The sequence below is a fragment of the Kitasatospora sp. NPDC058032 genome (genome assembly GCF_042885845.1).
Classification (GTDB): domain Bacteria; phylum Actinomycetota; class Actinomycetes; order Streptomycetales; family Streptomycetaceae; genus Kitasatospora.
This window is the reverse complement of the sequence record NZ_JBHVRK010000005.1, coordinates 1-23,417: the sequence shown is the minus strand read 5'-3', so window position 1 is coordinate 23,417 and position 23,417 is coordinate 1. Positions and strand designations below refer to the sequence as shown.

Here is a 23,417-nt window from a genome sequence, read left to right as displayed (position 1 = left end):
CCGACCCGGCCCACCGACCCACCGGCCCACCGGCCCACCGACGACAACGGCGGTCCCGGGCGCATCGCCCGGAACCGCCGCACCTCCCGCCCCGCCCCCCGGGGGCCGCTACTTCTTGGCCCCCGCCAGGTCGTCGAACATCGTCGACAGGAACTCCCGGCACCACGCCAGCAGCTCCCGCCCGACCAGCGGCTTGCCGCCGATCCGCCCGGTGGACGGCCTCGGCACCAGCAGCTGCTGGGTCGCCGCCTTCACCTGGCTGCGCGGGTAGAGCCGGTTCAGCCGCAGTTGCTGCGACTCCCGCAGCTCGACCGGCCCGAACCGGACGTTGGAGCCCTGCAGCGTGATGTCCGCGATGCCGCACCGCCGCGCGTACAGCCGCAGCGCGGCCACCAGCAGCAGGTTCTCCACCGGCTCGGGCAGCTTGCCGTACCGGTCGACCAGCTCGTCCCGGACCTGGGTGATGTCCTCCTCCGAGTTGACCGCCGCGATCGAGCGGTAGGCCTGGAGGCGCAGCCGCTCCCCCGGCGCGTAGTCGTGCGGCACATGGGCGTCGACCGGCAGCTCGATCTTCACCTCCAGCGGCTCCTCCTCCGGCTCGCCGCCGCCCGCCAGCGACTCCCGGAACTCGGCCACCGCCTCGCCGACCATCCGCATGTAGAGGTCGAAGCCGACGCCCGCGATGTGCCCGGACTGCTCGCCGCCGAGCAGGTTGCCCGCCCCGCGGATCTCCAGGTCCTTCATCGCCACGTACATGCCGGCGCCCATCTCGGTGTGCTGGGCGATGGTGGCCAGCCGCTCGTGGGCCGTCTCGGTCAGCGGCTTCTCCGGCGGGTACAGCATGTACGCGTACCCGCGCTCCCGCCCCCGGCCCACCCGGCCGCGCAGCTGGTGCAGCTGGGAGAGGCCGAAGGTGTCGCCGCGCTCGACGATGAGCGTGTTGGCGTTGGAGATGTCGATGCCGGACTCCACGATCGTGGTCGACACCAGGACGTCGAACTCCTTCTCCCAGAAGTCGACGACCACCTTCTCCAGCTGGGTCTCGCCCATCTGCCCGTGCGCGGTGGCGATCCGCGCCTCGGGCACCAGGTCCTTCAGCCGGGCGGCCGCCTTGTCGATCGACTCGACCCGGTTGTGGATGTAGAACACCTGGCCCTCGCGCAGGAGTTCACGCCGGATCGCCGCCGAGATCTGCTTCTCGTCGTACGGTCCGACGAAGGTCAGCACCGGGTGCCGCTCCTCCGGCGGGGTGGTGATGGTGGACATCTCGCGGATGCCGGTGACGGCCATCTCCAGGGTGCGCGGGATCGGGGTCGCGGACATGGTGAGCACGTCCACGTTGGCCCGCAGCTTCTTCAGCTGCTCCTTGTGCTCGACGCCGAAGCGCTGCTCCTCGTCGACGATGACCAGCCCGAGGTCCTTGAAGCGGGTCTCCGAGGAGAACAGCCGGTGGGTGCCGATGACGACGTCCACCGACCCCTCGAACAGCCCCTCCAGCACGGCCTTGGCCTCGCTGTCGGTCTGGAACCGGGACAGCGCCCGCACGTTCACCGGGAAGTTGGCGTACCGCTCGGCGAAGGTCGAGAAGTGCTGCTGCACCAGCAGCGTGGTCGGCACCAGCACCGCCACCTGCTTGCCGTCCTGCACCGCCTTGAAGGCCGCGCGCACCGCGATCTCGGTCTTGCCGTAGCCGACGTCGCCGCAGATCAGCCGGTCCATCGGGACGGACTTCTCCATGTCCGACTTGACCTCGGCGATGGTGGTCAGCTGGTCCGGCGTCTCCGCGTAGGGGAAGGCGTCCTCCAGCTCGCGCTGCCACGGGGTGTCCGGGCCGAAGGTGTGGCCCGGCGCGGCCATCCGGGCCGAGTACAGCTTGATGAGGTCGGCGGCGATCTCCTTGACCGCCTTCTTGGCCCGCTGCTTGGTCTTCGCCCAGTCCGCGCCGCCGAGCCGGTGCAGCGTCGGGGCCTCCCCGCCGACGTACTTGGTGACCTGGTCGAGCTGGTCGGTCGGCACGAACAGCCGGTCGCCGGGGTGCCCGCGCTTGGCCGGCGCGTACTCCAGCACCAGGTACTCGCGGGTGGCGCCCTGCACGGTGCGCTGCACCATCTCCACGTACCGGCCGACGCCGTGCGCCTCGTGCACCACGTAGTCGCCGGCCGCCAGCGCCAGCGGGTCGATCGCGTTGCGGCGCCGGGACGGCATCCGCCGCATGTCCTTGGTGGAGGACTTCTGGCCGGACAGGTCGGTCTCGGTGATCACGGTCAGCTTGAGCGCCTCGTCGACGAAGCCGTGCTCGATCGAGCCGCAGGAGACGTGCACGACGTCCCGGGTCGGCGCCTCGGACAGGTCCGCGACCAGCCGGGCCGGGATGCCCTCGTTGCCGAGCACCTCGGCGAGGCGCGAGGCCGGGCCGTGCCCCTCGGTGACCATGACGACCCGCCAGTCGGAGGCCAGCCGCTCCTTGGCGTCGGCGATCGCCCGCGCGGTGTCGCCCCGGTACGCCTCGACCGCGTGCATGCCGAGGGTCAGCGTGTTGGCGTCGAACTCCAGCACCTCGTGGACCGCGGCGTCGCTGGTCGCGAACGGGCTGACCGACCACCACGGCAGGCCGATCTCGGCGGCGTGCTCGCGCACCTCGGCGAGCGAGCGCAGCGAGGCGGCCGAGACGTCGATCGCCTCCAGGTCGATCGGCCGGTCGCCGCCGGCCGCGGCCGCCACCCAGGAGGCGTGCAGGAACTCCTGGCTGGTCGCCACCAGGTCGGCGGCCCGGGTGCGGACCCGCTCGGGATCGCAGACCACGGCGACCGAGCCGAGCGGCAGCACGTCCAGCAGCAGCTCCATGTCGTCGACCAGGACGGGCGCCAGCGACTCCATGCCCTCGACCGCGATGCCCTCGGCGATCTTGTCCAGGATCTCGGCCAGCCCCGGGTGCTCGGCGGCCAGCTCGGCGGCCCGGGCCCGCACCTCGTCGGTCAGCAGCAGCTCACGACAGGGCGGTGCCCACAGACCGTGCTCGGCGATCTCCAGCGAGCGCTGGTCGGCCACCTTGAAGTACCGGATCTCCTCGACGTCGTCGCCCCAGAACTCCACCCGCAGCGGGTGCTCCTCGGTCGGCGGGAAGACATCCAGGATGCCGCCGCGCACCGCGAACTCGCCGCGCTTCTCGACCAGTTCGACCCGCGAGTAGGCGGCTGCGGCAAGCTTGCGGGCGATCTCCTCCAGGTCGTGCGACTCGCCCCGCTGGACGGCCACCGGCTCCAGCTCGGCCAGCCCCTTCACCTGCGGCTGGAGCACCGAGCGCACCGGCGCCACGATCACCTGCACCGGCCCGGCCGCGGCGTCGTCGGCACGCGGGTGGACGATCCGGCGCAGCACGGCGAGCCGGCGGCCGACCGTGTCGGAGCGCGGCGAGAGCCGCTCGTGCGGCAGCGTCTCCCAGGCCGGGAACTCGGCGACCGCGTCCGGCGGCAGCAGCGAACGGAGCGAGGCGGCGAGGTCCTCGGCCTCCCGGCCGGTGGCGGTGACGGCCAGCACCGGGCGGCCCCGCTCCCCGGCCGCCTGCCCGGCGAGCGCACGGGCCAGCGCGGCGATCGCGAACGGCCGGGCGGCGGGCGGCCCGACCAGGTCGAGGTGCCGGCGGCCGCCGGCCGCGGCACCGGTGGCGGTCGCGGCCTCGATCGCCTCGGCGAGGGCCGCGTCCCGCGCGACGACATCGAGCAGTCCGGTCAGGCTCATCTGGAGTCTCTTCTTCGTCCCGTGGCTGGTGCTGCCCTGGGGCCGGGGGCCCGTCCGGGCAACGCGAACGGCCCGGCACGCCGAGCGGCCGGGGGTCTCCAGGGTACGCCGCGGGGCTGACGCGCACCCGGCACACGGCCGGGGCGGGGCGGGGTGCGGTCAGGCGCAGGCGAACCACCGGCCGCGGCCTGCCGCTCCGCCCGTTTCGCCGGACCGTTTCCCGACCGTCGCGTTCTGCCACGAACTGGACATACTCCTGTCACTGCCCGTCCATGGAGATCGCGCACCATGGTGAATGTGCCCGCCGCACCCAACCGTGGGGGATGGCTGCGGAAGGCACGGTCGCACACCCGATGGGGGTCGGGGGTGCGAGGCCGGGCGGCCCTGGGTGGGGGCGCCCGCCCACGCGCCGGGAACCGTGGCGTCCTTTCCTGGAGGACGCCACGGGTCTCGGCCTCAGTCTTTTTCCCGGCCGACGTCCGGGCTCTCCGCCGCCCTCCCCGGCCCTTCCCCCGGCCCCTCGCGGCGCAATCCCGGGAAAACCCGCGCGGGCAGGCCCCGCTCCCTACCCTGATGTGAAGACCGTGTGGGGGACGCCCGGAGGGGCCAGGGGGCGTCGCGATGGAGGGGGTTCTTCGTCATGCGCGTTGTCATCGCAGGCCAGGGCTACGTGGGGCTGCCGCTCGCGGTCCGCGCGGCCGAGGTGGGGCACCGGGTGGTCGGCTACGACGTGGACGAGCGCCGGATCAAACGGCTGGCCGTCGGCGAGTCGTACGTCGAGGACATCCCGGCCGAGCGGCTGCGGCCGCTGCTGGAGAACGGGAGCTACCTGCCGTCCGCCGAGCCGTCCGACGTGGCGGGCTTCGACATCGCGGTGATCACCGTGCCGACGCCGCTGCGCGACGGCGTGCCCGACCTGTCGTTCATCGAGGCCTCGGCCGCCCTGCTCGCCCAGCACCTGCGGCCCGGGGCGGGCGTCGTCCTGGAGTCGACCACCTACCCGGGCACCACCGAGGAACTGCTCGCGCCGCTGCTGGAGCAGGGGTCCGGGCTGACCGCCGGGCGGGACTTCCACCTCGGCTACAGCCCCGAGCGGATCGACCCAGGCAACCCGACCTGGCGGCTGGAGAACACCCCGAAGGTGGTCTCCGGGATCGACCCGGCGTCGCTGGCGGCGGTGGAGGGCTTCTACGGCGGGCTGGTCGAGCGGACCGTCCCGGTCTCCTCCTGCAAGGAGGCCGAGCTCACCAAGCTGCTGGAGAACACCTTCCGGCACGTGAACATCGCGCTGGTCAACGAGCTGGCGATGTTCGCGCACGACCTCGGCATCGACGTCTGGGAGGCCATCGACGCGGCCTCCACCAAGCCGTTCGGCTATCTGCGGTTCACCCCCGGCCCGGGGGTGGGCGGGCACTGCCTGCCGATCGACCCGTCCTACCTGTCCTGGCGGGTCGAGCGGGCGCTCGGCCAGTCGTTCCGGTTCGTCGAGCTGGCCAACGACGTCAACAGCCACATGCCCGACTACGTGGTGCGCCGGCTCGCCGAGGCGTTGAACGAGCGGCAGCGCTCGGTCAAGGGCTCGCGGATACTGCTGCTCGGGCTGGCGTACAAGAAGAACACCGGCGACGCCCGGGAGACCCCGGCCGCCCGGGTCGCCGAGCTGCTGGTCCGGATGGGCGCCGAGGTCCGGGCCGCCGATCCGCACGTGGTGGTCGGGGTGCACGTGCCCGAGCCGGTGATCCCCGGCCAGCGCGCCGCCGAGCACGACCCGCACGGGGACCCGTTCGGCGCGGTCCGCCGGGTGGAGGCGAGCCCGGAGGAGCTGGCGGCGGCGGACGCGGTGGTGCTGCTCGCCGACCACGACGACTTCGACTACGGGGCGGTCACCGCCCATTCCCGGTACGTGCTGGACTGCCGGCGCCGGCTGGCCCCGGGAGCCGCGGTCGAGGTGCTCTGACCCGTCGGAACGGTGCCGGGCGACCGCACCCGCCCGGCACCGCGGGTCAGCGGGCCTCCTCGCCCGCGCGGCCCCGCGGGGCCCGTCCCCCGGCCGCTACCAGCGGGAGAGGTTGATGTCGTACATCGTCACCTCGTGGCCCACGTGGCCGTTGAAGTCGTACTGCTCCCAGGTGAAGACGGTCCACGAGCCCATGCCGCTGCCCAGGTACGTGATGACCTTGTTGTTCCCGGCGTCGATCCGGTCGACGTTGTAGATGCGCACCGCCATCCACCCGTCGTTCGCGAAACAGAGCGAGCTGCCGTAACCGTAGTTGTAGACCTTCGCGAAATCGTTGCGGTTCCCGCAATCGATCCGGTTGATGGCCTCGGCATTCGCGGCCGGCAGCAACGTCGCGGCCGCCGCGGTGAGCACGGCGAGTGCGCCGATCCGGCGACTCAGGACATTTCCGGAGCGATGCCCGGAAGAACGTTCCGAAAGATTTGTGCGGCGAATCATGAGAACCCTCCGAAGGGGTAGCGGCTGCGACTCCAGAGGCTGACATGACGCCGCACGACCGAACAGTTCTTTTCCGGCCAAGCCGCACGGCCCCGACGCCCGACAGGCCGCTCCGCACAGGCATGCGCTAGGGTCCGAACAGTCCTGCCGTTCCTGAGGATCGGAGCTTCCACTTGGCCCGCCCGCCACATTTCGGACGATTCACCGCCACCGCCACGGCGGTCGTTTTATCGGCCTTTCTCGCAGGCTGCGCCGGACCCTCCGGAGGAGGTTCCGCGGATTCCGCCATGACCCCGCCGGTGATCGACGTCCCGAAAGCCCCGGAATCCGGCCGGGCCGGAATGACCGGACTTCCGCTTTCCGCTTATCAGGCCGACGACGAAGCCTCCGTCAAGGAGATTCGGGTCCGCAATGCGCTGGTCGTCTCGTGCATGCGCCGGGCCGGTTACACCGGCTTCGGCGGCGACGGTCTTCAGGAGGCCCGGCCACCGGACAACGCCACCGCCCTCCCGGCCGGCGCCTGGGGGTACCTCGGCGCGCAGGCCGCGGGCACCCAGGGCTTCCACGCGCCCCGGCGGAACCTCCCCACCGTCGTGACCGGACCGGCGGCCGGGGCCGGCGAGGCCTACGACGCCGCCCGGGTCGACTGCGACCGGCAGGCCGCCGAACGGATCGGCTCGCCGCCCGGGCCGGGGGCCGACCTCATCGGACGGCTCTTCGCCGACTCCATGGCTGCCACCGGGCGGGACGGACGGGTCACGGCGGCGACCACGCGGTGGGCCGCCTGCATGACGGCCGCGGGCTTCCGGACCGACGACCCGGCGACCTTCCCGGACCACTTCCGCACCGCGGCGGAGACCACCCCGGCCGAACTGGCCGCCGCCCGGGCCGACGCCGACTGCACCGCCGACAGCAACCTGGCCGGGGTCTGGTTCACCGTCCTGGCGGGCTACCAGCGCCAGCAGATCGACCGCAACGGCCCGGCCCTGAACGCCCACCGCGCGGCCGTCCGGGCCCAGGACGCCAAGCTCACCCGGCTGCTCGCCGAAGGGGACGCCGGGCCCACCCCGTGAGCCCCGGGGCGCCGGACGGACGCGTCGCGAACGGGCCGGGCCCCGGGCGCCGGAGGGCACCCGGGGCCCGACGGGCCGCGGAACGGATCAGCGGCGGTGGTAGCCGACCGTGTTCGGGGTGGCGTAGTCACTGCCGTCGTCGATGATCACGATCTTCGGGATGATCCGGGTCTCCTCCTCGGCCGGCCGCTCGGCCGGGGCGGCCGGGCCCTCCCCGGCGTCCGTCGGCGCCGACGGCGGGGTGGCCGGGCGCGGCGGCACCGGTCCGGTGGCGACCGCGGCCGCCGGGGCCGGGGTGATTCGCCCCGGGGTGACCCGCAGCACCGCCGTGGCCGCCTCGCTCGCCGGCGCCGGGAGCGCCTCCTTGCGGAGGTCGGCCCGCGGGTCCGCGAGGACCGGCAGCGGGATCTCCCCGGTGTCGGCCTCCGAGTCCACCACCGGTGCCCGGCCCACCACCGGCGCCCGGTCCACCGGCGCACCGTCGACCGGGACGGCGGTGGCCGGGACGGCGGTGGCCGCCGCGAGCGCCGCGGGCTCGATCGCGCCGACCGCGGCACCGGTGAGCGAGGCCAGCGTCGCCTTGATGTGGTCGAGGTGCTGCTGCACCGTCTCCAGCCTGGTCGCGTACTCGCGCTGCTCGCGGTCGCTGGCCGCGTTGATCCGCTCGGCCTCGCGCCGGGCCTGCTCGACCAGCTGGTCCGCCCGGGCCTGCGCCTCGGCGTCGCTCTGCTTGATCTGGCCGAGCACCGTCTCGCGGAACTGCTCGGCCTCCTTGACCCGCCGCTCGGCGGTGGCGGAGACCGTCGCGTCCTCGGCGTCGGCCTCGGCCTGCGCCTCGGCGAACATCTCGTCGGCCTTGCGGCGCAGCTCGGCCAGCTTGGCCTCGGCCCGCTCGGAGGCCTCGGCGGCCGCGACCCGGACCTTGGCGGCGTGCCCGGTGGCGGCGTCCCGGACGGACCGGACCTCGCGGTCGGTCTCGGCCCGGATGGTCTCGGCCTCGGCCCGGGTGCGCTCGTCGGTGCGGCGGACGGCGGCGTCGGCCTCGGTGCGGGTGGTGGCGGCGTACTCCTTGGCGGCGCGGTCGAGTGCCTGGCCGGCCTCGTACACCTCGTCGCGGAGGTCCTCGGCGAACCGTTCGGCCTTGTCGCGGACGGCGCGCGCCTCGTTCTCGGCCATCCGGGCCAGGCCGGCGGCCTCGTCGCTGAGCACCTGGTAGTCGGGCTCGGGGGCGTCGGCGGCGGCCTGCTGGATCTCGGCCAGCCGGCGCTCCATCTCCCGGAGTCCGGCACCGAGCACGCTCAGCCGTTCCCACCCCTCGTCGCGCTGCGCGGTGAGCGCGGTCAGGGCTCGGTCGACCTGCTCCGGCGCGTAACCGCGCCGGGCAACGGTGAAGCCGTACTGGGGGACGGCGTCGCTCATGGGCTCTTCCCCTCGTGTCGCGGGCTGCGGAGCCCATGATCGGACGGATCGGTCCGCTCGGGGACCGGGTCGGCGAACCCGGTCGGGAATCGTGCGTCGGGCGGATCGAAACATGTCGAGAATGGACGACAGTGACCATCCTCTTGACCTATTTTGCGCGGATCTGGACGAAACCCCAACGAGGCACCGCCGCGCCGGTACGCCGAAGGGGCCGTTCCGGAGACCGGAACGACCCCCTGCCACCTGCGCGGATCCGGCACGGCCTGCTCAGAGCAGACCGTCCCAGAACTGCTCCAGCAGCACGGCCCACCAGGTGTCCGCGGACTGCAGCGCAGCCGGGTCGATCGCGGCCAGCTGGGCCTGGAAGTCCGTCGTCCAGCGACCGGCCTGGTCCGGGGTCAGCCCGTACCGCAGCCGCCACATCCGCCCCAGCAGGGCCAGCGAACGGGCGAACTCCGGTACACCGGTGTTGACGAACCGGGGGGGCTCGCCGGTTCCTTCCAGATCCACCGCGACCACGTGCGCGGTGCCGTACTGCACGCAGAGCTGCCGGCCGTAGTCGTTGCCGAGCACCAGGTAACCGCCGAAGTCCGGGCCGCCCGGCAGGCCGCGCTCGGCGGCCAGCTCGGCGAGCGTCGGGATCGGCCGGCCCTCCTGGGCCTGCGCCCAGAAGAACGGTCCGAACTCGCGCGGCAGACCCGCCCACATCAGCGTCTGCGCCACCGGCTCGGGCACGCCCTGACGGGCCACCGCGCGCTGCTCGAAGCGGAACACGTTCGGCCCGAAGGCCTGGCCGAGCTCCGAGGCGAGCTGCTGCGGGGCGAGCGGCGGCAGCGGCGGGACGGTGCCCGGCGCGGGCAGCGGCACCCGGAACGGCCGGACCCGCTGCTGGCCGGAGGCCAGCTGGTGCAGTTCGTCCAGGTGGTCGAGCAGCTGGGCCATGCCGGCCTGCCGGGAGTGGTGGTCGCGGCCGTAGTCGGCGGTGTGGGTGAGCCGGACGTTCGGCCAGGAGGCGGCGATCATCCGGTTGCAGTACCCGCCGGGCAGATCGCACGACTCCAGCTCGGTGTAGAGCTCCAGCACCTGCTCCGGCGGCACGTTCAGCCGTCGCAGGTCCTGCAGGATCTTCCACTCCGGGTGCGGGGTGCCGGGCTCGCTGCGGTGCAGCAGCTTCTGCTCCGAGCCGTCCGGGCCCCGGTAGCTGAGCGCGGCGAAGTAGCCCGGGCCGACGGCGGGCACGCCGGGCGGCACCGGAGCGGCCGGCGGCGGCCCGGGCACGGGCACGGGCGCCGGCGGGGCGGCCGGGGCCGGGGCGGGCTCCGGGGGGCCGACGGGCGCCGGGCCGCCCGGGTAGCCGTAACCGGCCCCCGGTGCGTCGACGGGCGCGCCCGCGCCGGGCGGCGGCGGGACGGCGGGGCCGCCGGACGGCGGGGTGCCCGGGTCGGCGGGGGCACCGAGTTGCGCCGGGTCGATCGCGCCCGCCAGCTGGGTGCGCTCGTACGCCACACCGGCGCCCGGTACGGGCGCGGCGGGCGGCGCGGGCGGGGCGTCGCCGGGCCGCAGACCCGCCGGGGGCGGGGGCGGCGGGGCGCTGGAGGCGCTGCGACCGCCGGACGCGGCGGGGGCCGGGCCGGAACCGCCGAGCAGATCGGCGGGCGGGGGCGGCGGCGGGGCGGACGCCGGGTTGCGGCCGAGGCCGACGGGAGCGGAACCCGCGCCGGGGCCGGACGGGCCGCCGAGCAGACCGGCGGGCGGGGGCGGCGGCGGGGCGGACGCCGGGTTGCGGCCACCGGCCGACGCGTCGGCGGGCGACGGCACCGGAGCACCGGGCGCGGGCGCGCCGGGCAGGCCCGCCAGGCCGGGCAGGCCGTCGGGCGAGGCGAGCATGGTCGGGGCGTGCTCGACCGACGGCGCGGCCGGCGGCGGGACCGGCGCACCCGGCAGACCCGCCATGCCCGGCGGACCGTCCGGCGGCGCCAGCAGCGTCGGCGCGGGCTCCACGGCCGCGGCCTGCGGCGGGACGGGCACGCCCTGCGGCGGCACCGGCGTGCCCGGCGCGGGCGTGCCCGGACCGCCGGGCGCACCCGGCAGACCCGCCAGCCCCGGCAGACCGCCCTCGGGCAGCAGCACGGTGGCCGCTTCGGAGCCGGCCCGCGGCTCGCCGGGCAGGCCGGCGCCGTTGGTGCGCAGCCCGTCCGGCAGCAGCACGGTCGCCGCCTCGACCTCCGCACGCGGGGCGGGCGCGACGGCCGGCTCCCGGTGGCCGGGCGGCGGGGCGAGCATGGTCGGCGCGTCCCCGGCGGGCCGCTCGGAGACCGGCGGCGTGGTCAGGACGGCGGGCGCGGGCAGCTCTCCGTACTCGGGCGCGACGGGCGCGGCACCCGGTGCGGCACCCGGCACAGCGGCGGGCGTCACAGCGGCGGGCGTCACAGCGGCACCCGGCACAGCGGCGGGCGGAACGACGGGCGGCACGACCGGGGCGGCCGGCGGCGCGGCCGGAACCGGCGGCGCCACCGGCGGAACGGCCGGCGCGCCACCCCGGTCGGCGGCCCGGTCGGCAGCCCGGTCGACGGCCCGGTCGACGGCCGGCTCGGCGTCCGGAGCCCCCGTCCCCAGCCGCTCCGCCTCCGCGGCAAGCGCCGCCTCACCGGCCTCCTGCAGCCACTGCGGTGGGCTGAGCAGGAAGGACGTCGCCTCGACCGGTCCCGGCGCGGGCCGGGCCGCACCGGCCGGATTGGCCGCGACCGGCCGCCCGTAGGCCTCCTCGTACTGCCGGACCACCTCGTTGACGGGCAGCGCGGGCCAGAGCGTGCTCGCGCCGGAGTCCCGGGCGATCACCAGCCGGGCCTCCCCCTCGGCGGGCGCCGCGCCGTCACCCGGCTGCACCGCCCAGCAGACGAAGCCCAGGTCGAACTCCCGGACCCGCACCTCGCGCTGCCGCTCCCGCAGCACCCCGCCGTTGATCCACTCCTCGGCGAGCTCATGCGCCTGCGCGTACGTCACCACGCCCGGTTCACCCCTGTCCCCATCGTCCCCGCTCGTTCCACGCCCTCGGCGACCGTCCGGGCCGCACGGCCCGACGCCGCCACGTCAGCCCACCGGGACGGCACGGGCGAAGCCGCCGTCCACCATCAGCCCGGCCACCGTCTCCAGCTCCGCCGGGCTCCCCGCCAGCCGCAGCAGGAAGTCGTCGAAGTCCTCCCCGCAGGGCAGCAGCAGCCGCCCGACCCGCTCCTCGGCCGCCTCCGGCGCACCGGTGTCCCGGGCGTCGTCGTAGAGGCAGAACCAGACCGACCCGGTCCGCTCGCCGCGCACCTTCAGCGCCACGATGCCGCCCTGGGCGTAGGCGATGCCCAGGTAGTCCTTGGTGAGGTGGTCGCGCAGGCACTTGTTGGCGTAGACGACGTCCGCGGTGCCGTACTCCTCGGTGAGCGTCAGGAAGGGCTGGTCGAGCAGCAGCCCGAGCTCCGCGTCGAGCGCCACGCCGACCGGGGCGCGGCCGCCGCCGAGCTTGAGGAAGGTGCGGTAGGCGCCGGGCAGCCGGTACCCGAGCCGCTCCTCGGCCCGCTGCACGAGGTCCTCGGAGACGCCGATCGGGTCGCCGCCGTCCTTGGCGAGCGAGAAGTGCACCGGCCGCTTCTCCTGCAGCGGCCGGGTGCCGCGGCGCGCGTGGTCGGCGGAGGAGGTGGCCAGGCCGCCGTGGTGCCGCAGCAGCGCCTTGACCTCGACCGGGACCAGCTCCATCCGCCGCCAGCCGGGCGCGGCGCGGCCGACCGCGTGGTGCCAGGTCCAGCCGGGCGGGGTCGCGACGGCGGTCTCCAGGTCGGCCCAGAGCGGGTGGCCCTGGGTGAACTGCGCGACGTTGGCCGAGACGTAGTCGGTCAGCCGCAGCTCGTCGACGCCGAAGCCGGCCGGCGGGTCGGCGACCTCGGCCGCCGCGGCGGCGTACGGGCCGAAGTCCGGGTAGCCGTACTCGTCCACCCGGACCCCGGCGGGGTGCCGCTCCGCACGGACCGGGTCCGGGAAGTGCACCACCTGACCTGCGTACGCCGCGTTCGGTGCGGCGGCGACGCCGGGCCGACCTGTCGTCATCTGGGAGCCCCCACTGGCTGCTGCATGTTCTCGGTGCGCCTGTCGGAAACCAGCGTAGGGGGTGCGCGCGCGGCCCGGCCCCCCGCCCGGCACGCCCGCGCGCGACCCGGGGCGAGCGGTGCGGGGACGGCGCGCGCCGCGGCTCAGGCCGCGAGTGCCTTGGCCAGCGCCTCCACCACCCGCTCCTGCTGCCCGGCGGTGATCTGCGGGTAGAGCGGCAGCGTCAGCAGCTCCCCGGCGGCCCGCTCGGCGACCGGGAACGCGCCCTCGCCGTGACCGAGGTGCCGGAACGCCGGCTGCAGGTGGACCGGCACCGGGTAGTGCACGCCCGCGCCGATCCCGGCCGCGTTCAGCGCGGCCAGCAGCGCGTCCCGCCGCCCGCGGCCGGCGCCGACCCGGACCGCGTACAGGTGCCAGACGTGCTCGTTGCCGGGCGCGGTGCGCGGCACCGACACACCGTCCAGCCCGGCCAGCAGCCGGTCGTAGCGGGCGGCGGCGGCCCGCCGGGCCTCGTTCCAGCCGGCCAGCCGGCGCAGCTTGGCCCGCAGCACGACGGCCTGCAGCGCGTCCATCCGGGAGTTGAAGCCGAACCGCTCGTGCGCGTACTTGCGCGCCGAGCCGTGGTCGCCGATCAGCCGGACGGCGGCGGCCAGGTCGTCGTCGTCGGTGACGACGGCGCCGGCGTCGCCGTACGCGCCGAGGTTCTTGCCGGGGTAGAAGCTGGTCGCGGCGATCCGGCCGTGCAGGGACCGGCCGTCCTGCCGGGCGCCCTGGGACTGCGCGGCGTCCTCCACCACCGGCCGTCCGCCGGCCAGTTCGAGCAGCGGCGCCATCGGGGCGAGCTGGCCGGTGAGGTGGACGGGCAGCAGCGCGACGGCGTCGGCGAGCACCTCGGCGACCCGGACCGGGTCGATCAGCAGGTGCTCGGGGTCGGCGTCGACCAGCACCGGGCGCAGGCCGGCCCGCTGGACGGCCTCGGCGGTGGCGACGAAGGTGTTGGCGGGCAGCACCACGCCGCCGCCGGGCGGCAGGTCGAGGGCGCGCAGGGCCAGTTCGAGCGCGTCGGTGCCGTTGGCGGCGCCGACGCAGTGCCGGGCTCCGGAGAAGGCCGCGTACTCCTCCTCGAAGCCGGCCACCTCCGGTCCCTTGACGTAGCCGCCGCTCGCGAGCACCCGGTCGAAGCCGGCCCGGACCTCCGCCTCGATCTCGGTGTGCGCGGCCGCGAGGTCGACGAGCGGGACGGGCTGGTCGGTGGTCATCCTGTGGTCTCCCCTGGGCCGGTCGGTGGGCGTGACGAGCGGACGGACGGACAGCAGCACGGGCGGGCCGCGGCCTCAGCCGAGTGCGGCCCGCAGCGCGGCCACCACCCGGTCCTGCTGCTCCTCGGTCAGCGCGTGGTACAGCGGCAGGATCAGCGAACGCCGGGTGAGCAGCTCGGTGGCGGGCAGCGGCACCCGGGCGGTCCCCTTGTACGGGGCCTCCAGGTGGGCGGCCATGATGCCGCGCCGGGCCGAGACCCCGGCCCCGGCGAGCCGGGCCAGCAGCTCGGCGCGCTCCGGGGCACCGTCCGGCGGCAGCACCCAGCAGGACTGGTAGTTGGTGGTGCCGTGCGCCGGGTCCTCGACCAGCCGCAGGCCGGTGCCGGCCAGCAGCTCCCGGTAGCGGGCGGCGAGTTCACGCCGCCGGGCGACCATCGCGGGCAGCTTGCCCAGCTGCACCAGGCCGACGGCGGCCTGGATGTCGGTCATCCGGTGGTTGAAGCCGATCTCGTCGTAGGTCTCCAGCAGGCTCGCGCCGCCGGCCGCCGCGTGCCGATCGGCCGCCGAGACGCTCATCCCGTGCTCGCGCAACCGCCGAAGCCGGGCGGCGAGTTCACCGTCCCGGCAGGTGACCATGCCGCCCTCGCCGGTGGTCAGCAGCTTGCGCGGATGGAAGGAGTACGCGGCGAGCTCGGCGCCCGCGCCGGCCGGCCGGCCCCGGTACACCGAGCCGGCCGCGCAGGCGGCGTCCTCGACGACGGTGACGCCGCGCGGCTCGACGGCGGCCCGCAGGCCGTCCAGGTCGACCGGCACCCCGCCCTGGTCGACCGCGATCACCGCCCTGGTGCGTTCGGTGAGCAGCGGCTCGACGGTGTCGGCGGTGAGGTTGCCGGTGGCCGGGTCGACGTCCGCGAAGACCGGCACCGCACCGACGTAGGTGACGGCGTTGGCGGTGGCGATGAAGGAGAACGAGGGGACGACCACCTCGTCGCCCGGCCCGACACCCGCGCCGATCAGCGCCAGGTGCAGCGCGGTGGTGCAGGAGGAGACCGCGACCGCGTGCTCGACGCCGAGGTGCTCGGCGAAGGCCCGCTCGAACGCGGCGACCCGGGGGCCCTGGGCCACCCAGCCCGAGCGGACCGCCTCGGCGGCGGCCTCGGCCTCCTCCTCGCCGAGCCAGGGCACCATGACCGGGATGGTGGACGGGACGGGGTTGCTGGACACAGGGGTGCTCCGAAGGCTGGCTCGGGCGTGCTCGGTACGAGGGGACAAGGGACGAGGAACGGGGACGGGGACGGGGAACGGCAACGGCAACGGCAACGGCAACGGCGGCTCGGTTACTGCTCGCGCCACCAGGCGACCAGCCGGCGCAGGCCCTCGTCGAGGCCCAGCTCGGGCTTCCAGCCGAGGTCGCGCTCGGCGGCGCCGATGTCCGCCAGCCGCCGGACCACGCCGCCGGCGGTGTCCCGGGCCGGGCCGTGCTCGACGCCCAGGTCGGTGCGGTCCATCGCGCCGAGCAGCGCGTCGGCCAGCCCGCGCAGCGAGACCTCGCTCGCGCTGGCGATGTTGTAGACCCGGTCGGTGACGGGCGCGGCGGCGGCCAGCAGATTGGCCCGGGCGATGTCCTCGGTGTAGACGAAGTCCATGGTCTGGGCACCGTCGCCGAAGATCAGCGGCGGTCGGCCGGCGGCTATCCGGTCCATCCAGCGGATGAACACCTCGGTGTACCGGCCGTGCACGTCCATCCGGGGCCCGTACACGTTGAAGTAGCGCAGTGCGACGTAGTCCAGGCCGGCCATGGCGTGGAAGGAGCGCAGCAGGCCCTCGTTGAAGACCTTGGCCGCCCCGTACAGGGTGTCGTTGTTGTAGGGGTGGTGGGTCTCGGGCGTCGGGAAGACCTCGGCGAGGCCGTAGACGGAGGCGGTGGACGAGGCGACCACCTTGCCGACGCCCGTCTCGGCGGCGGCCTCGACCACGTCGAAGGTGCCGTCCACCATGACCTCCAGCGCCAGCCTGGGCTCGCCGGCGCACTGGGTGATCCGGATCGCGGCCAGGTGGAAGAGCAGGTCGGTGCCCGGGTCGAGCAGCCGGCGCAGCAGGGCGCGGTCGCGGATGTCGCCCTCCACCACGCGCAGCTGCCCGGGGGCGGCGATCCGCTGGGCGTACCCGAGGTTGGCCGTCCGGCCACGGACGAAGTTGTCGAGCACGACCACCTCGCGGGCGCCGGCCTCGATCAGCTGGTCGACCACGGTGGAGCCGATGGTGCCGGCCCCTCCGGTGACCAGGCAGCGGGAGCCCTCGATCTGTACAGCGTTCACCGGGTGGCGGCCCTTTCCTGAGCTTCGGACAGTGCGGAGTCGAGGCCGGTGCCCACCGGGACGGTGGCACCGCCGAGTTCGAGGCTGAGCGAGGCCGCCTCCAGCAACTGGAGCACCCGCAGGCCGGCCCGGCCGTCGGTGAGCGGGGCGCGGCCCTCGGTGATGGCGGCGGCGAACTCGGCCATCACGTTGCGCAGCGCCTCCTGCTCGACCAGGGCGGGGGCGACCATCGAGCCGACCCGGTACGAGATGAGCGCCTGGTGGCGGATCGCGTCGGTCAGTTCGTCGGGCGGGGTGAGGTCCACGCCGCGGTCGTGGACCGCGAGCCTGGCCTGCGGGTTGAGGTCGTCCCAGACCAGGGTGCGCCGCGAGCCGCCGATCAGCGTGGTGCGCACCTTGGTGGGCGAGAGCCAGTTGACGTGGCAGTGCGCCAGCGCGCCGTTGCTCAGCCGGACCGTCAGGTACGCCACGCAGGCCCGTCCGGCGCCGATCGGGTCGGCTCCCTGGGCGGAGACGCCGACCGGCTCGACACCCGGTGGCAGGACGAAGTCCAGGATCGACAGGTCGTGCGGGGCGAGGTCCCAGAGCACGTCGACGTCCGGCTGGACCAGCCCGAGGTTGATCCGCACCGAGTCGAAGAACTGGACGTCGCCGATCTCCCCGCCGTGCACGAGTTCCCGGATCCGGCGCACCACCGGGGTGTAGCAGAAGGTGTGGTCGCACATCAGCACCAGGCCGCGCCGCTCGGCGAGCGCCACCAGCTCGGCGGCCTCCGCGGCCGAGGTGGTGATCGGCTTCTCCACCAGGACGTGCTTGCCGGCCTCCAGCGCGGCCCGGACCAGCCGGTAGTGCGCGGCGGCCGGGGTGGCCACCGCGACCGCGGCGACCCGGTCGTCGGCCAGCACCTCCGCGAACGAGGTGGTGGCGCGGACGGTGCTGTACTCGCCGAGCACCCGGCGGGACTTCGCCTCGTCCAGGTCGCAGAGCCAGTGCAGGCGCAGCGCCGGTGTCTGCTGCGCGTTGCGGACCAGGTTCGGACCCCAGTAGCCGGCCCCGACCACCGCGATCCCGATCCGGTGCGCGGGCACCGGCTGCGGCGGTGTGCCCGGCGTGGGCACGTGCTCGCCCGGTGCCTCGTTGGCGGTTTCCGTCATCGCAAGACCCCCCTTGCTAGGCGTCAGGGCCCCCCGGCCCCGGCGGCCCCAACGGCCGTGGCAAGCGGAGGCGTTGCCGTTTCCCCCCGGTGCCCCCACCGGACCGGCCGACCCCTCGCTCGCTGCTGGAACGCTACCGGCCGCCGCGGCCACCGGGGGCGGATTCGGGAAAACCGGGGACGAGTCGTGATGATGCCGTGCCGATCCGGCCAACGTCGCGTGCCCGCCCGCCGGTCGGCTCCGCCCTCCGCACCCCGGATGTGCGGTTGTCAGTGTCGTTTGACAGGCTGGCCCCTGACAGCCGTGCCACCACCGGGCCGGGCGGAAGGGCCGGGCGGGAGGCGGACGAACGACCAGCGGGACGACGAGGAGGGCGCGCCATGACCACCGGGGAACCGGCCGAACCGCCGGTGCTGCGCCACCACCGCGACAGCCTGCTGCCCGCCGTCGCCGCCGCGCTCTCGCTGAAGGGCGGCGAGGTGCAGACCCTGGCCGGCGACAAGTCGGACCGCCGTCCGGTCCTGCACCCACTGGTCGGCGACTTCCTCGACGCGCTGCCGCCGGAGCACCGCGAGCGCTTCACCGGCCGCTGCCCGGAGGCGGTCCTGCTCTCCCGGTACCTGACGGCGGTGGACGGCCGGCGCTCCAAGCGCGCCGCCCGCAAGCCGATGACCCTGCACGAGGCCCGCAAGGCGCTCAAGGGCGCCCGGCTGACCACCGTACGGATCCGCGAGGAGCACGATCCCGCGCACGGTACCCATGCGCCGCCCTGCCGTTCCTGCGCTCCGCTGCTGGACCACTTCACCGTCCAGAGCGTCGCGGTCGGCCCGGCCGCCGCCGGCTGACCGGTCCGCCGCACGGCCACCCCGTGCCGGCCGTGCGGCGCACCGCCCGTCCCCCGTCCCCGAGCCACCGGAGCCCGTCCTGAATCCGCCCGCCCCCTCCCCGACCCCGACCTCGGCCGTGCTCGGCGGTCCCGCGCCGCGGACCCGCCCGCGCTTCCCGGCCGACGTCGCCGCCGAGCTCAAGGCGGCCGGCTGGCACCCCGGGCGCTGGCAGATCCGGCAGGCCGAGGAGTGGGCCGACGCCCTGGTCGGCCACGGCAGCCCCGCCGGCGTCCAGCACGCGGTGTTCCCGGCGGCGGTGGAGGCCTGGGCCGAGTTCGGCGGCCTCGCCTTCGACCTGACCGGGCCCGGCCGGCAGCTGGCCCGCACCCCGTTCCTGATCGACCCGCTGCGCGGCCTGCACCAGCCGCGCACCCTGGCCGACCTGGGCCGCGCCCTGGACGTCCGGATCGCCCCGCTGGGCGAGGAGGCGTACGGGCAGGCGCTGCTGGCGATCGACGAGCGGGGCCGGGTCTACAGCCTGGACCACACCGGTGAGTGGTACCTCGGCCCCGGCGTCGACCAGGCGATCAGCACGCTGGTCCTGGGCACCGCCCCGGAACGGCTGCGCACCGCCGACGAGGTCTGACGGACCGGAGGCTCAGACCAGCCGGTCCCGGCGGACCACCAGCCGGGACGGCAGCACCGCCTCCACCCGGAACCCGCCGTCCCGCTCCGGCCCCGCCGAGAAGGTGCCGCCGAGCGCGACCACCCGCTCGCGCATTCCGACCAGCCCGTTGCCGCCGCTGGGCAGCGCGACGGCGGCCCGCTCACCGCCCGGGCAGGCGTTCACCACGCTCACCCGCACGCCGTTCGGCGCGTAGGCGAGCAGCACCGACACCTGCGCGCCGCCGGCGTGCTTGTGGGCGTTGGTCAGCCCCTCCTGCACCACCCGGTAGGCGGTCTGCTCGGCCTCGCCGGTGAACTCCTGCCGGCTGCCGCTGACGGTCAGGGTGACGGCCATTCCGGCCGCCCGGGACTGGTCGACCAGCCGCGGCAGGCCGGACAGCGAGTCCGGCTCCGGCGCGCTCTCGTCGGACATCCGCAGCACGCCGAGGATCTCCCGCAGCTCGTTGAGCGCCTGCCGGCCGACCTCGCCCATCAGCTTGGCGCTCTGCGTCGCCTTCTCCGGGTCCTTGACGACGATCCGCTCCAGCGCCCCGGCGTGCACCACCATCAGCGAGACCCGGTGCGCCACCACGTCGTGCATCTCCCGGGCGATCCGGGTGCGCTCCTCCAGCCTGGCCCGGCGGGCGCGCTCCCTGGCCTGCTCGGCCAGCAGGTCCAGCTCGGCCTCCAGGCCGTGCGCGCGGTCCTGGAGCGAATCGATCAGCCGCCGCCGGGCGCCGACGTACAGGCCGGTCACCACCGGAGCCGCCGTCGCGCCGGCCGCCACCAGCAGTGAGAACACCAGCTGGCCCCAGAACGGCGGCTGGTCGGTCACCGACTCGCCGGGGTTGAGCATCGACATCAGGATCACCCCGGCCGCCTCGGCGTAGGCGAGCGCGGAGAGCGCCACCACCCGCCGGCGGCGCGAGGGCCACTCCCAGGTCTCGGCCAGCGTGAAGAGCGCCACCAGCAGCAGCACCATGCTCGGCACGGCCGGCATCACCAGCAGCGCGACCACCACCGGGACGGCCGGCCAGCGCCGCCGCAGCACCAGGCTCGCGCCCGCCATCGCGGCGAACACCCCGAGCACGATCTCCGCCGCCGCGCCGAGGTGGACCCGGCTGCCGACGTTCGCGATCGAGCTGCCGGTGCACTCCAGCGCCGCCAGGGCGGCGAGCCCGGCGTCCAGGAGGGCGCTGCGCCGCCGCTGCCACCACAAGAACGACGACCGGTCCCGCGTGCGCTCCCCAGGCGACTTGCTCATGCCCCACAGACTACGGCGCGTCCCGGGCCCGTCCCCACCGGGTCGCGCCGAGAAACCGCCCGGCTGCCGCCCGGCACCCGGCCCGGCCGCCCCCCGGACCGGCCGCGGACCGGCCCCGAGTGGTCCAGACCACATACGGTCCGGGGCATGGCTGTCCGCCATCCGGCCACTTCGCGGACAGCGCCCCGGCCGACACCTATGCTGGTCGCGTCGGACAGCGCGGTCCGCACGCGTCACACCCGCCACACACGGGGCAGCCCTGTGACGATGAGCCGTTGCCGAACACCCCACCACCCCGAGGGAGCCAGCCGTGACCGCTCCGGTCCCCAGCCAGGCGGACAACCCGACCCCCGTGGTCGCCGACAACGCCGCATTGCGCGCGGACATCCGTCGCCTCGGCGACCTGCTCGGCGAGACGCTGGTCCGCCAGGAAGGTCCCCAGCTGCTCGGCCTGGTCGAACAGGTCCGGCTGCTCAGCCGCACCAACGGCGAGGCCACCGCCGAACTGCTCTCCGACATCGACCTGGAGACCGCCGCCAAGCTGGTGCGCGCCTTCTCCACCTACTTCCACCTCGCCAACGTCACCGAGCAGGTGCACCGCGGCCGCGAGTTCGCCACCCGCCGCGCCCGCGAGGGCTCGCTGCTCGCGCAGACCGCCGACCAGCTGGCCGAGGCCGACGCCAAGCACCTCAAGGACACCCTGACCCACCTCGCCGTCCGCCCGGTCTTCACCGCGCACCCGACCGAGGCGGCCCGCCGCAGCGTCCTCAACAAGCTGCGCCGGATCGGCGAACTGCTCGACCGCATCCATCGCGAGGAGATCGCCGCCGGCCTCTCCCAGGCCGATCCGGCCCGCACCAGCTCCGCCCGCCGCCAGGCCGACCGCCGCCTCGCCGAGGTCATCGACCTGCTCTGGCAGACCGACGAGCTGCGCATCGCCCGCCCGGAGCCCACCGACGAGGCCCGCAACGCCGTCTACTACCTCGACGAGCTCTACCGCGACGCCGTCCCGCAGGTCCTGGAGGAGCTGCACGAGGAACTCGCCCGGGTCGGCCTGGAGCTGCCCGACGGCGTGCGCCCGCTCACCTTCGGCACCTGGATCGGCGGCGACCGGGACGGCAACCCCAACGTCACCCCGCAGGTCACCTGGGACGTCCTCAACCTCCAGCACGAGTACGGCATCAAGGACGCCCTCGCCGCCATCGACGACCTGCGCAGCACCCTCTCCACCTCGGAGCGGCTGGCCGGCGCCTCCGTCGAACTGCTCGCCTCGCTCAACAGCGACCTCCACCTGCTCCCCGAACTGAGCCCGCGCTACAAGCGGATGAACGCCGAGGAGCCGTACCGCCTCAAGGCCACCTGCATCCGGCTCAAGCTGGAGAACACCCGCGAGCGCCTGGCCGGCGGCACCCCGCACGTCGAGGGCCGCGACTACCTCGGCACCCGCGAACTGATCACCGACCTGCGGATGATCCAGGACTCGCTGCGCGCCCACCGCGGCGAGCTGATCGCCGACGGCCGGCTCGCCCGCGCCATCCGCACCATCGAGGCGTTCGGCCTGCAGCTCGCCACCATGGACGTGCGCGAGCACGCCGAGGCCCACCACCACGCGCTCGGTCAGCTCTTCGACCGGCTCGGCGAGGAGGCCTGGCGCTACGCCGACATGCCCCGCGAGTACCGCCAGCGGCTGCTCGCCAAGGAGCTGCGCTCGCGCCGCCCGCTCGCCCCCACCCCGGCCCCGCTGGACTCCGCCGGCTCCAAGACCCTCGGCGTCTTCACCACCATCCGCGAGGGCTTCGAACGCTTCGGCGACGAGATCGTCGAGTCGTACATCATCTCGATGTGCCAGGGCGCCGACGACGTCTTCGCCGCCACCGTGCTGGCCCGCGAGGCCGGTCTGATCGACCTGCACGCCGGGATCGCCAAGATCGGCATCGTGCCGCTGCTGGAGACCACCGACGAACTCCAGCAGGCCGACCGGATCCTCGACGAGATGCTCTCCGACCCCTCCTACCGGCTGCTCGTCTCACTGCGCGGCGACGTCCAGGAGGTCATGCTCGGCTACTCCGACTCCTCCAAGTTCGGCGGCATCACCACCTCCCAGTGGGAGATCCACCGCGCCCAGCGCCGACTGCGCGACGTCGCCCACCGCTACGGCATCCGGCTGCGGCTCTTCCACGGCCGCGGCGGCACCGTCGGCCGCGGCGGCGGCCCCTCGCACGAGGCCATCCTGGCCCAGCCGTGGGGCACCCTGGAGGGCGAGATCAAGGTCACCGAGCAGGGCGAGGTCATCTCCGACAAGTACCTGCTGCCCTCGCTGGCCCGGGAGAACCTCGAACTGACCCTCTCCGCCACGCTGGCCGCCTCCGCGCTGCACACCGCCCCGCGCCAGGCCCCCGAGGAGCTGGCCCGCTGGGACGCCGCCATGGACCGGGTCTCCGAGGCCGCGCACACCTCCTACCGGGCCCTGGTCGAGCAGGACGACCTGCCGAAGTACTTCTTCGCCGCCACCCCGGTCGACCAGCTCGCCTCGCTGCACCTGGGCTCCCGCCCGTCCCGCCGCCCCGACTCCGGCGCCGGCCTGGACGGCCTGCGGGCCATCCCGTGGGTGTTCGGCTGGACCCAGTCCCGCCAGATCGTGCCCGGCTGGTACGGCGTCGGCGCCGGCCTGGCCGCCGCCCGCGAGGCGGGCCTGGGCGACGTGCTCGACGAGATGTACGGCCAGTGGCACTTCTTCCGCAACTTCCTGTCCAACGTCGCCATGACGCTGGCCAAGACCGACCTGCGGATCGCCCGCCACTACGTCGAGCAGCTGGTGCCCGCCGAGCTGCACCACGTCTTCGAGCAGATCCAGGCCGAGCACGACCTCACCCTGCGCGAGGTGCTCCGCCTCACCGGGGAGAACGAGCTGCTGGAGCACAACCCGGTGCTCAAGCAGACCTTCGCGGTCCGCGACGCCTACCTCGACCCGATCTCCTACCTGCAGGTCGCACTGCTGCGCCGGCAGCGCGAGGAGACCGCCACCGGCCGCCACGAGGACCCGCTGCGGGCCCGGGCGCTGCTGCTGACCGTCAACGGCGTCGCCGCCGGCCTGCGCAACACCGGCTGACCTCCCCCGGACGCCACAGGGCCCCGCGACGCGTGTGCACGCG

15 protein-coding genes are annotated in these 23,417 nt (G+C 74.9%); 5 read left to right on the top strand and 10 right to left on the bottom strand.

All coding sequences use genetic code 11. From position 1 onward, the window contains the following. Window positions 1–108: 108 nt before the first annotated feature. Window positions 109–3,738 carry a transcription-repair coupling factor gene (mfd, locus tag ACFVUH_RS10140; RefSeq protein WP_387912361.1) on the bottom strand — a complete coding sequence of 1,210 codons (3,630 nt, stop codon included), beginning with the start codon at window positions 3,736–3,738 and terminating at the stop codon, window positions 109–111. A gap of 640 nt (window positions 3,739–4,378) precedes the next feature. Between mfd and ACFVUH_RS10135 the strand changes: the two genes are divergently transcribed. Continuing rightward, a complete protein-coding gene (locus ACFVUH_RS10135; RefSeq protein ID WP_355375685.1) occupies window positions 4,379–5,695 on the top strand; it encodes a nucleotide sugar dehydrogenase in 1,317 nt (438 codons plus the stop codon). 96 nt (window positions 5,696–5,791) lie between these two features. On the opposite strand, the gene ACFVUH_RS10130 is transcribed toward ACFVUH_RS10135, so the two are convergent. Beyond that, window positions 5,792–6,193 carry a beta/gamma crystallin domain-containing protein gene (locus ACFVUH_RS10130; protein ID WP_355375688.1) on the bottom strand — a complete coding sequence of 134 codons (402 nt, stop codon included), beginning with the start codon at window positions 6,191–6,193 and terminating at the stop codon, window positions 5,792–5,794. A gap of 287 nt (window positions 6,194–6,480) precedes the next feature. On the opposite strand from ACFVUH_RS10130, the gene ACFVUH_RS10125 reads away from it, so the two are divergent. Continuing rightward, window positions 6,481–7,266 carry a hypothetical protein gene (locus ACFVUH_RS10125; RefSeq protein ID WP_387912360.1) on the top strand — a complete coding sequence of 262 codons (786 nt, stop codon included), beginning with the start codon at window positions 6,481–6,483 and terminating at the stop codon, window positions 7,264–7,266. Window positions 7,267–7,353: 87 nt separating this feature from the next. Here the strand turns inward: ACFVUH_RS10125 and ACFVUH_RS10120 are convergent, their stop codons facing one another. The 7 genes from ACFVUH_RS10120 to ACFVUH_RS10090 form a co-directional block, all read right to left on the bottom strand. Next, the gene (locus ACFVUH_RS10120; RefSeq protein ID WP_387912359.1) at window positions 7,354–8,685 is read right to left on the bottom strand and encodes a hypothetical protein; all 1,332 of its coding nucleotides are present in this window, start codon (window positions 8,683–8,685) and stop codon (window positions 7,354–7,356) included. 267 nt (window positions 8,686–8,952) lie between these two features. After that, complete coding sequence (locus ACFVUH_RS10115; protein ID WP_387912358.1) at window positions 8,953–11,691, bottom strand: SUKH-4 family immunity protein; 2,739 nt, start codon at window positions 11,689–11,691, stop codon at window positions 8,953–8,955. Window positions 11,692–11,775: 84 nt separating this feature from the next. Further along, window positions 11,776–12,777 (bottom strand): SMI1/KNR4 family protein, encoded by a 1,002-nt coding sequence (locus tag ACFVUH_RS10110; protein ID WP_387912357.1) that lies wholly within the window; start codon window positions 12,775–12,777, stop codon window positions 11,776–11,778. 143 nt (window positions 12,778–12,920) lie between these two features. Then, window positions 12,921–14,036 (bottom strand): DegT/DnrJ/EryC1/StrS family aminotransferase, encoded by a 1,116-nt coding sequence (locus ACFVUH_RS10105; protein ID WP_355370190.1) that lies wholly within the window; start codon window positions 14,034–14,036, stop codon window positions 12,921–12,923. 75 nt (window positions 14,037–14,111) lie between these two features. Continuing rightward, the gene (locus ACFVUH_RS10100; RefSeq protein WP_387912355.1) at window positions 14,112–15,260 is read right to left on the bottom strand and encodes a DegT/DnrJ/EryC1/StrS family aminotransferase; all 1,149 of its coding nucleotides are present in this window, start codon (window positions 15,258–15,260) and stop codon (window positions 14,112–14,114) included. 113 nt (window positions 15,261–15,373) lie between these two features. Further along, a complete protein-coding gene (locus ACFVUH_RS10095; protein WP_387912354.1) occupies window positions 15,374–16,354 on the bottom strand; it encodes an NAD-dependent epimerase/dehydratase family protein in 981 nt (326 codons plus the stop codon). After that, window positions 16,351–17,508: a Gfo/Idh/MocA family oxidoreductase gene (locus tag ACFVUH_RS10090; protein ID WP_355370198.1), complete on the bottom strand. Its 1,158-nt coding sequence runs from the start codon at window positions 17,506–17,508 to the stop codon at window positions 16,351–16,353. Before ACFVUH_RS10090 ends, ACFVUH_RS10095 begins: the two co-directional genes overlap by 4 nt. Before the next feature lie 380 nt (window positions 17,509–17,888). On the opposite strand from ACFVUH_RS10090, the gene ACFVUH_RS10085 reads away from it, so the two are divergent. Beyond that, on the top strand, window positions 17,889–18,353 hold the full coding sequence (locus ACFVUH_RS10085; protein ID WP_387912352.1) for a YwqJ-related putative deaminase: 465 nt from the start codon (window positions 17,889–17,891) through the stop codon (window positions 18,351–18,353). Window positions 18,354–18,471: 118 nt separating this feature from the next. Then, window positions 18,472–18,981: an SUKH-3 domain-containing protein gene (locus ACFVUH_RS10080; protein ID WP_355370202.1), complete on the top strand. Its 510-nt coding sequence runs from the start codon at window positions 18,472–18,474 to the stop codon at window positions 18,979–18,981. A gap of 12 nt (window positions 18,982–18,993) precedes the next feature. On the opposite strand, the gene ACFVUH_RS10075 is transcribed toward ACFVUH_RS10080, so the two are convergent. Continuing rightward, a complete protein-coding gene (locus ACFVUH_RS10075; protein ID WP_355370205.1) occupies window positions 18,994–20,265 on the bottom strand; it encodes a histidine kinase in 1,272 nt (423 codons plus the stop codon). Window positions 20,266–20,575: 310 nt separating this feature from the next. Between ACFVUH_RS10075 and ppc the strand changes: the two genes are divergently transcribed. Next, window positions 20,576–23,374 (top strand): phosphoenolpyruvate carboxylase, encoded by a 2,799-nt coding sequence (gene ppc, locus ACFVUH_RS10070; RefSeq protein ID WP_355370208.1) that lies wholly within the window; start codon window positions 20,576–20,578, stop codon window positions 23,372–23,374. Window positions 23,375–23,417: the final 43 nt, after the last annotated feature.